Here is a 7,113-nt window from a genome sequence, read left to right as displayed (position 1 = left end):
TATCGTAGCCACACCCTCTCACCCAAGTCAAATCGACCGGGCCGCAATTTCGCCGGGGCAAGCAGAAGCTCGCACCAGCTCCATTCGGAGTGGCTGACCCCACGCAACCCGAGGGCTGCAACATCAAAACACAACCTGAGTTGGTGTTTAGAAGGGGGCTGTTCTCCGCTTGAGGGGGGTAAAGCCTTCCGGCTCTTCCGCATCCCTGTGGGGCGAACAAGTAATAACTTACGCGCCAGATGAACATCCGGCAAATCTGAACTGCCCCCCGGGCGTGTCGTGCTGACCTTGGTAGTGCGCGGCCCTCATCGTCCGTGATACGAAGTGCTGATCGCGGCGAAAAAGGGGTACACCCTTCCTCAGTCTCGGCCACCCGGAGGGCCCAGAATCAGCAGAACTGCGAAGACCGTAACAACGCCGACGACAAGCAGCAGCCCGAGAATCCATGGTTTGCGCAAGAACCACCGCATCAGGCGATCGTGCCAGGCGGCATCCCGCGGGTCATCAGTCTCTTCCCTACGCCAGGCACCTTCCAGACGGCCGGTGCGATGAAGCCATAGCTCGGCGGGAATCGTCGCATAAGGGATGATCGTGCTGACGATTGCGATCGCCGTCGCGCCGGCCTTCCACCGCTGATTCTTGGCGACGAGGATAGCTGTCGCTCCGTAGGCAAGAAAGACGAAGCCGTGGATGCCGCCGCCGATCGATACTGCCCACGCCCAGTCTGCAGTTGCTCGCAAGATCAACCCCGCGATGAGCAAGGTCCATGAGATCGCTTCGGCGATCGCGAGTGTACGAAAAAGGGCCAGGGGCGTGCGGAACACGTCTCTCCTTGGGTAGGGGGATTATTCGAGCCGACAAGCGACGCCGCACTACGCGGCGCCGCTTGCTAGTTGTTACTGCTGTTCGGCCTCCGCTGCCGCTTGTTGCTGCGCCGCCTCTTGCTGCTGCTGCACCTGGGCGCGCACCTCATCCATATCGAGTCCGCGCACTCCAGCAATCAGCTCGTCGAGCTGAGGCGCAGGAAGAGCGCCGGGCTGGGAAAAGACCACAATTCCGCCGCGGAACACCATCAGTGTCGGGATCGACGTGATCTGGAACGCCGAAGCGAGCTCCCGCTCTGCTTCAGTGTCGATCTTTCCGAAAGCGATGTCGGGGTTCGCTTCCGATGCGGCTTCGAAGACGGGGGCGAACTGCCGGCACGGACCGCACCACTCCGCCCAGAAGTCCAGAAAGACAATCTCGTTGTCGGCGACGACGCTTGCGAGGTCGTTTGCGGTGATTTCGGTAGTGGCCATGGCTCGTGCCTCCTGAATCGTCGGTGCGACACCGCGAATTACGGCGCCGCGTTGCTCTCTAGTCTGCCGTCTCTGACGGAACCGTGCCCCAACCGCGAAGATTCGTCGCACTCAAGGCGTATGCGAACAGCGAGCCGGGCCGGGCCGGGCTACCGTTGAGTCGTGACCTTTCTGCTGGACGATCTTCGCCGCTGGCCCGATCTTGAGGGGCCAGACCTGCAAGCGTCCGACGCCGCCGACCGGTTGCTCCTTGACGAATCGAAAGATGCCCGTCGAGCCTCGAGCGCGGCCGACATCGTCGTTATCGGCGACAACTATGGCGCGCTTACCCTTCGCAGCGCGAGCGAGGCCTTGCCCACCGCCGGGCAGCTGATCCGCGTTCACCAAGATGCGCTCACGGGCGAGCGCGCGCTGGCCGCGAATGCGGCACGCCTGGGCCTCGCTGCGACCTTCACTTCCGAGCCGCTCGGCCCCGACCTCGTGCGTGGCGCGAAACTCGTTCTCTTGCGCTTGCCCCGTTCGCTGGATGCACTGCGCGATATCGCGGGTTTGATCGCAATGGATGCTGCGCCCGACGTCACCGTCTTCGCCGGCGGTCGCATCAAATACATGACTGTCGCCATGAACGATGTGCTTCGTGAGCACTTCACCACGGTCGACGTGACCCACGCGCGCCAGAAGTCGCGGGTGCTCATCGCGCGTGGCCCGCACTCTGGACGCGCACCGCTTCCGCAACAAGCAACCCACGACGGGCTCGTGGTCTGCGCCTTCGGTGGAGCATTCGCGGGCACCTCCATCGACATCGGCACCAGGCTGCTGCTCGAGCAGCTGCCAGCCACGCTCCCCCACGACGGTGCTGTGATCGATCTTGCTTGCGGCACCGGCGTCGTGGCCGCAACACTCGCGAAGCGAACCCCACCCCGAAGCGTGATCGCGTGCGATCAGTCCGCCATCGCGGTTTCGTCTGCGCGCGCGACTGCCGAGGCGAATGGGCTTGCCAACGCAGTGACCGTCGTGCAGGACGACATGCTGGCGAGCCAACCGGACGCGGCAGCATCCCTTATTGCCCTCAATCCCCCGTTCCACGTGGGTGCGGCCATCTCTGAAGAGATAGCGCCACGAATGTTCGCTGACGCGGCGCGAGTGTTGCAACCGGGCGGCGAGCTGTACACCGTGTGGAACTCTGTGCTGAAATACCGCGCGTCGCTGGAGCGGCTCGTCGGCCCCACCCGTCAGCTTGCCCGAAACGCCAAGTTCACGGTGACCGTCTCTAAGAGGCGTTAGTGGCGCTCGCTCAGCGAGGAGTCCGCGTCGACCAGTAGGCCCACGCGACGAGCACCGGTTGGAAGAACAACCTCACGAGCCGTTTGCGGTCTGAATCCAAGCTGAATCCATCACGCTTCTTGGTGTACTGCTCGACATTGCCGGGAAACACCGCGACAAAGAATGCGGCGAGGATCACGCCCAGTCTGCTGCGCGATGCTGGTAGCACCACAAGCGACGCGCCCAACATCACCTCGACGACGCCAGAAGCCACCACGACAGCGTCTTTGTCGAGCGGAGTCGCCTCTGTTGTCCAGTCGGGCACTTGGGCTTGAAACTCTTTGCGGGCCCAAAACATGTGGCTCAGTCCAGCGAACACCATCGCTGCGGCCAGCGTCCATCGTGCGATTGTCCTCATAACAAAAGCGAACCACAAAAGTGAGCTGGTCGGGGCAATCGGCCTCATACGCTAGTGGACAATCCGCCCGCCATCACATCAGACGGCGGTTAGTCGAAAGGCAAGCATGTCCGTCCGAGAACGCTGGCGGCATGCTCGACCGAGCAACGAAAAACCCCCGAGGGCGACAAGCCCACGGGGGTTCTTCATGAGCTGCTAGAAGTCCCAGTCGTCGTCTTCGGTCGCTTCGGCCTTGCCGATGACGTACGACGAACCTGAACCGCTGAAGAAGTCGTGGTTCTCGTCGGAGTTTGGCGACAGCGCCGACAGGATCGCCGGATTGACGTCTGTCGTAGCGGCGGGGAACATCGCTTCGTAGCCCAGGTTCATGAGGGCTTTGTTGGCGTTGTAGTGCAAGAACTTCTTGACGTCTTCGGTGAGACCGACGCCGTCGTAGAGGTCTTGCGTGTACTGCACCTCGTTGTCGTAGAGCTCGTAGAGCAACGAGAAGGTGTAGTCCTTGATCTCGTCGCGCTCAGCCTGCGACACCTTCTCGAGTCCCTTTTGGAACTTGTAGCCGATGTAATACCCGTGCACGGCCTCATCGCGGATGATGAGGCGAATCAGGTCGGCGGTGTTGGTGAGCTTGGCGCGTGATGACCAGTGCATCGGCAAGTAGAAACCCGAGTAGAACAGAAAGCTCTCAAGCAGGGTCGACGCGACCTTGCGCTTGAGGGGGTTGTCGCCCTGGTAGTAGTCCATGACGATCTGAGCCTTCTTCTGAAGGTTCGGGTTCTCGACCGACCAGCGGAACGCCTCGTCGATCTCTTTCGTCGAGCACAGCGTCGAGAAGATCGACGAGTAGCTCTTCGCGTGCACCGACTCCATGAATGCGATGTTGGTGTACACCGCTTCTTCGTGCTGGGTGATCGCGTCAGGGATGAGCGAGACAGCGCCCACGGTGCCCTGAATAGTGTCAAGCAGAGTCAAACCGGTGAACACTCGCATGGTGAGCAACTGCTCGTCGGGCGTGAGGGTGTTCCACGATTGGATGTCGTTGGACAGCGGAATCTTCTCAGGCAACCAGAAGTTGTTGACGAGGCGGTTCCAGACCTCAACGTCTTTGTCGTCTTCGATGCGGTTCCAGTTGATGGCCTGGACGTGCTTCAGCAGCTGAAGCTTTTCGGTCATGTCAGTTCTCTCTTGCAGGCTTGTGGTTAAGTGAGCGCTGAATCACAGCATGCAGCTGACGCACTCGGTCATGTCGGTGCCCTCAAGGGCCAGCTGTCGCAGACGGATGTAATAGATCGTCTTGATGCCCTTGCGCCATGCGTAGATCTGAGCCTTGTTGATGTCACGCGTGGTGGCGGTGTCTTTGAAGAACAGCGTCAGCGAGAGCCCCTGGTCGACGTGCTGAGTGGCCGCGGCATAGGTGTCGATGACCTTCTCGTAGCCGATTTCGTAGGCGTCTTGGTAGTACTCGAGGTTGTCGTTCGTCATGAACGCTGCCGGGTAGTACACACGACCGAGCTTGCCCTCCTTGCGGATCTCGATCTTCGACGCGATCGGGTGGATCGAGCTCGTCGAGTTGTTGATGTAGGAGATCGACCCTGTCGGAGGTACTGCCTGCAGGTTCTGGTTGTAGATACCGTGCTGCTGGATCGATGCCTTCAGCGCCACCCAGTCTTCTTGGGTGGGGATGTGTTTGCCAGAGAACAGCTCGGTGACCTTGTCGGTCTCGGGAACCCAAGCGCGATCGATGTACTTGTCGAAGAATTCGCCACTCGCGTAGGTCGAGTCTTCGAATCCGTCGAATGCGTGGCCCTTCTCGATCGCGAGGTTGTTCGACGCCCGAAGTGCGTGGAACAGCACCGTGTAGAAGTAGATGTTCGTGAAGTCGATGCCTTCTTCTGAACCGTAGAACACGTGCTCGCGAGCGAGGTAGCCGTGCAGGTTCATCTGTCCCAAGCCGATGGCGTGCGAACGGTCGTTGCCGTCTTCGATCGAGCGCACCGAAGCGATGTGGCTCTGCTCGCTGACCGCGCTCAACGCACGGATCGCGGTTTCGACCGTCTGACCGAGGTCATCAGCATCCATCGACAAAGCGATGTTCATCGAACCGAGGTTGCACGAGATGTCTTTGCCGATCTCTTTATAAGAGAGGTCTTCGTTGTACGTGGTCGGCGTGTTCACCTGCAGAATCTCACTGCAGAGGTTCGACATGTTGATGCGGCCCTTGATCGGGTTGGCCTTGTTCACCGTGTCTTCGAACATGATGTATGGGTAGCCCGACTCGAACTGAATCTCAGCGAGGGTCTGGAAGAACTCGCGCGCGTTGATCTTGGTCTTCTTGATGCGCGGGTCATCGACCATCTCGCGGTACTTCTCGGTGACCGAGATGTCGCCGAACGGAATGCCGTAGACCTTCTCGACGTCGTAGGGCGAGAACAGGTACATGTCTTCGCCGTTCTTGGCGAGCTCGAACGTGATGTCTGGGATGACGACACCGAGCGAGAGCGTCTTGATGCGGATCTTCTCGTCAGCGTTCTCGCGCTTGGTGTCGAGGAAGCGGAAGATGTCAGGGTGGTGCGCGTTGAGGTACACCGCACCTGCACCCTGACGGGCGCCGAGCTGATTGGCGTAGCTGAAGCTGTCTTCGAGGAGCTTCATCACGGGGATGATGCCCGATGACTGGTTCTCGATCTGCTTGATCGGTGCGCCCGACTCGCGGATGTTCGACAGCAGCAGTGCCACGCCGCCACCGCGCTTGGACAGCTGCAGCGCGGAGTTGATTCCGCGTGCAATCGACTCCATGTTGTCTTCGATACGCAGCAAGAAGCACGACACGAGTTCGCCGCGCTGCGCCTTGCCCGAGTTCAGGAAGGTGGGCGTTGCCGGCTGAAAACGTCCCGAGATGATCTCTTCGACCAGATCGTGCGCGAGCTTCTCGTTGCCGTCTGCGAGGCCGAGGGCGGTCATGACGACCCGGTCTTCAAAGCGCTCGAGGTAACGCTTGCCGTCGAACGTCTTGAGCGTGTAGCTGGTGTAGTACTTGAAGGCGCCGAGGAAGGTCTCGAAGCGGAACTTCTTCGAGTAGGCGAAGTCATTGAGTTCTTGGATGAAGTCGAGCGAGTACTTCTCGATGATGGTGGGCTCGTAGTATTCCTTCTCTACGAGGTAGTCCAGACGCTCTTTGAGCGAGTGGAAGAACACCGTGTTCTGATTCACGTGCTGCAGGAAGTACTCCCGTGCGGCACGCTTGTCTGCTTCGAACTGGATTTTGCCATCCGCGTCGTAAAGATTGAGCATCGCGTTGAGCGCGTGATAGTCCATGCCCTCGAATCGCGCCTCAGTCTTGAATGTCGATACGGTCACCGCTGTGTCTGCCATCGTTCTAGTCCCTCGCTCACACGTTCTACGTCTTCAGGCGTGCCAAATACTTCAAGCCGATACAAGTGCGGCACATTGCACTTGCGGCTGATGATCGTGCCAGCGAGCGCGAAATGCTCGCCAAAGTTGGTATTTCCCGCCGAGATAACGCCTCGGATCATGTCTCGATTGCGCTCGTCATTGAGGAATCGAATGACTTGTTTGGGAACGGCGCCCTTCTCAACTCCCCGCCCCTGACCTCCGCCGTATGTGGGGGTGATCAGGATGTACGGTTCATCGACAACGAGAGCCGGATCGGTTGAATGCAACGGGATCCGAACCGCTCGTGCGCCGAGCTTCTCTACGAAGCGTGCCGTGTTGCCCGACAGGCTGGAGAAGAAGACGACTAGCGGCGCCGCGGCTGCCCGGCTGGCAACCGCGTGACGCTCCGCGATCACGGTTGCCATGAGCGTCAGACGAGGCGCGAAGCCAGCTCGTCGATTTTGTCGGGACGGAAGCCCGACCAGTGGTCTTCATCGGTGATGACGACAGGTGCCTGGAGGTACCCCAGAGCCTTAACCTGCTCGAGTGCTTCCGCATCTTCTGACAGGTCGAGAATGTTGTACTCGATTCCCTTTGAATCCAGCGCACGGTATGTCGCGTTGCACTGCACGCATGCAGGCTTTGTGTAAACGGTAATCGCCATCGTGACTCCGTTCTCCCCTCAAATCTCGTGTTTGTTCCGGCAGACCCTCACCGGGAGTCCAATACTACATATGGGTACCG

Annotated in this window: 8 protein-coding genes; 1 reads left to right on the top strand and 7 read right to left on the bottom strand. The window is 59.8% G+C overall.

From position 1 onward, the window contains the following. Nucleotides 1–359 precede the first annotated feature (359 nt). Together WDU96_RS06345 and trxA are read right to left on the bottom strand one after the other, a co-directional pair. The gene (locus WDU96_RS06345) at nucleotides 360–824 is read right to left on the bottom strand and encodes a DUF3817 domain-containing protein (RefSeq protein WP_337337624.1); all 465 of its coding nucleotides are present in this window, start codon (nucleotides 822–824) and stop codon (nucleotides 360–362) included. A 72-nt stretch (nucleotides 825–896) separates the two neighbouring features. Then, nucleotides 897–1,298, bottom strand: coding sequence for a thioredoxin (gene trxA, locus WDU96_RS06340; protein ID WP_337337623.1), 402 nt, complete (start codon nucleotides 1,296–1,298; stop codon nucleotides 897–899). Between the two features lie 162 nt (nucleotides 1,299–1,460). Here trxA and WDU96_RS06335 point away from each other — a divergent pair, with 162 nt between their 5' ends. Next, the gene (locus tag WDU96_RS06335; RefSeq protein ID WP_337337622.1) at nucleotides 1,461–2,582 is read left to right on the top strand and encodes a class I SAM-dependent methyltransferase; all 1,122 of its coding nucleotides are present in this window, start codon (nucleotides 1,461–1,463) and stop codon (nucleotides 2,580–2,582) included. A gap of 10 nt (nucleotides 2,583–2,592) precedes the next feature. On the opposite strand, the gene WDU96_RS06330 is transcribed toward WDU96_RS06335, so the two are convergent. The 5 genes from WDU96_RS06330 to nrdH form a co-directional block, all read right to left on the bottom strand. Beyond that, a complete protein-coding gene (locus WDU96_RS06330) occupies nucleotides 2,593–2,979 on the bottom strand; it encodes a DoxX family protein (protein WP_337337621.1) in 387 nt (128 codons plus the stop codon). Between the two features lie 195 nt (nucleotides 2,980–3,174). Beyond that, nucleotides 3,175–4,149 carry a class 1b ribonucleoside-diphosphate reductase subunit beta gene (gene nrdF, locus WDU96_RS06325; RefSeq protein ID WP_337337620.1) on the bottom strand — a complete coding sequence of 325 codons (975 nt, stop codon included), beginning with the start codon at nucleotides 4,147–4,149 and terminating at the stop codon, nucleotides 3,175–3,177. Between the two features lie 42 nt (nucleotides 4,150–4,191). Further along, a complete protein-coding gene (gene nrdE, locus WDU96_RS06320) occupies nucleotides 4,192–6,348 on the bottom strand; it encodes a class 1b ribonucleoside-diphosphate reductase subunit alpha (RefSeq protein ID WP_337337619.1) in 2,157 nt (718 codons plus the stop codon). Continuing rightward, nucleotides 6,330–6,794 carry a class Ib ribonucleoside-diphosphate reductase assembly flavoprotein NrdI gene (gene nrdI, locus WDU96_RS06315; protein ID WP_337337618.1) on the bottom strand — a complete coding sequence of 155 codons (465 nt, stop codon included), beginning with the start codon at nucleotides 6,792–6,794 and terminating at the stop codon, nucleotides 6,330–6,332. The genes nrdE and nrdI overlap by 19 nt, the downstream gene beginning before the upstream one ends. A 5-nt stretch (nucleotides 6,795–6,799) precedes the next feature. Next, nucleotides 6,800–7,033 (bottom strand): glutaredoxin-like protein NrdH, encoded by a 234-nt coding sequence (gene nrdH / locus WDU96_RS06310; RefSeq protein WP_337337617.1) that lies wholly within the window; start codon nucleotides 7,031–7,033, stop codon nucleotides 6,800–6,802. Between the last annotated feature and the right edge of the window lie 80 nt (nucleotides 7,034–7,113).

This window comes from Microbacterium marmarense (genome assembly GCF_037204165.1).
Classification (GTDB): Bacteria; Actinomycetota; Actinomycetes; order Actinomycetales; family Microbacteriaceae; genus Microbacterium; species Microbacterium marmarense.
This window is presented reverse-complemented; position numbering and strand designations above follow the sequence as displayed.

What these genes read in the sequence shown, in the direction of transcription:
- trxA (WP_337337623.1), bottom strand. Translation starts at nt 1,298, where the DNA reads ATGGCCACTACCGAAATCACCGCAAACGACCTCGCAAGCGTCGTCGCC.
- WDU96_RS06330 (WP_337337621.1), bottom strand. Translation starts at nt 2,979, where the DNA reads ATGAGGACAATCGCACGATGGACGCTGGCCGCAGCGATGGTGTTCGCT.
- nrdF (WP_337337620.1), bottom strand. Translation starts at nt 4,149, where the DNA reads ATGACCGAAAAGCTTCAGCTGCTGAAGCACGTCCAGGCCATCAACTGG.
- nrdE (WP_337337619.1), bottom strand. Translation starts at nt 6,348, where the DNA reads ATGGCAGACACAGCGGTGACCGTATCGACATTCAAGACTGAGGCGCGA.
- nrdI (WP_337337618.1), bottom strand. Translation starts at nt 6,794, where the DNA reads ATGGCAACCGTGATCGCGGAGCGTCACGCGGTTGCCAGCCGGGCAGCC.
- nrdH (WP_337337617.1), bottom strand. Translation starts at nt 7,033, where the DNA reads ATGGCGATTACCGTTTACACAAAGCCTGCATGCGTGCAGTGCAACGCG.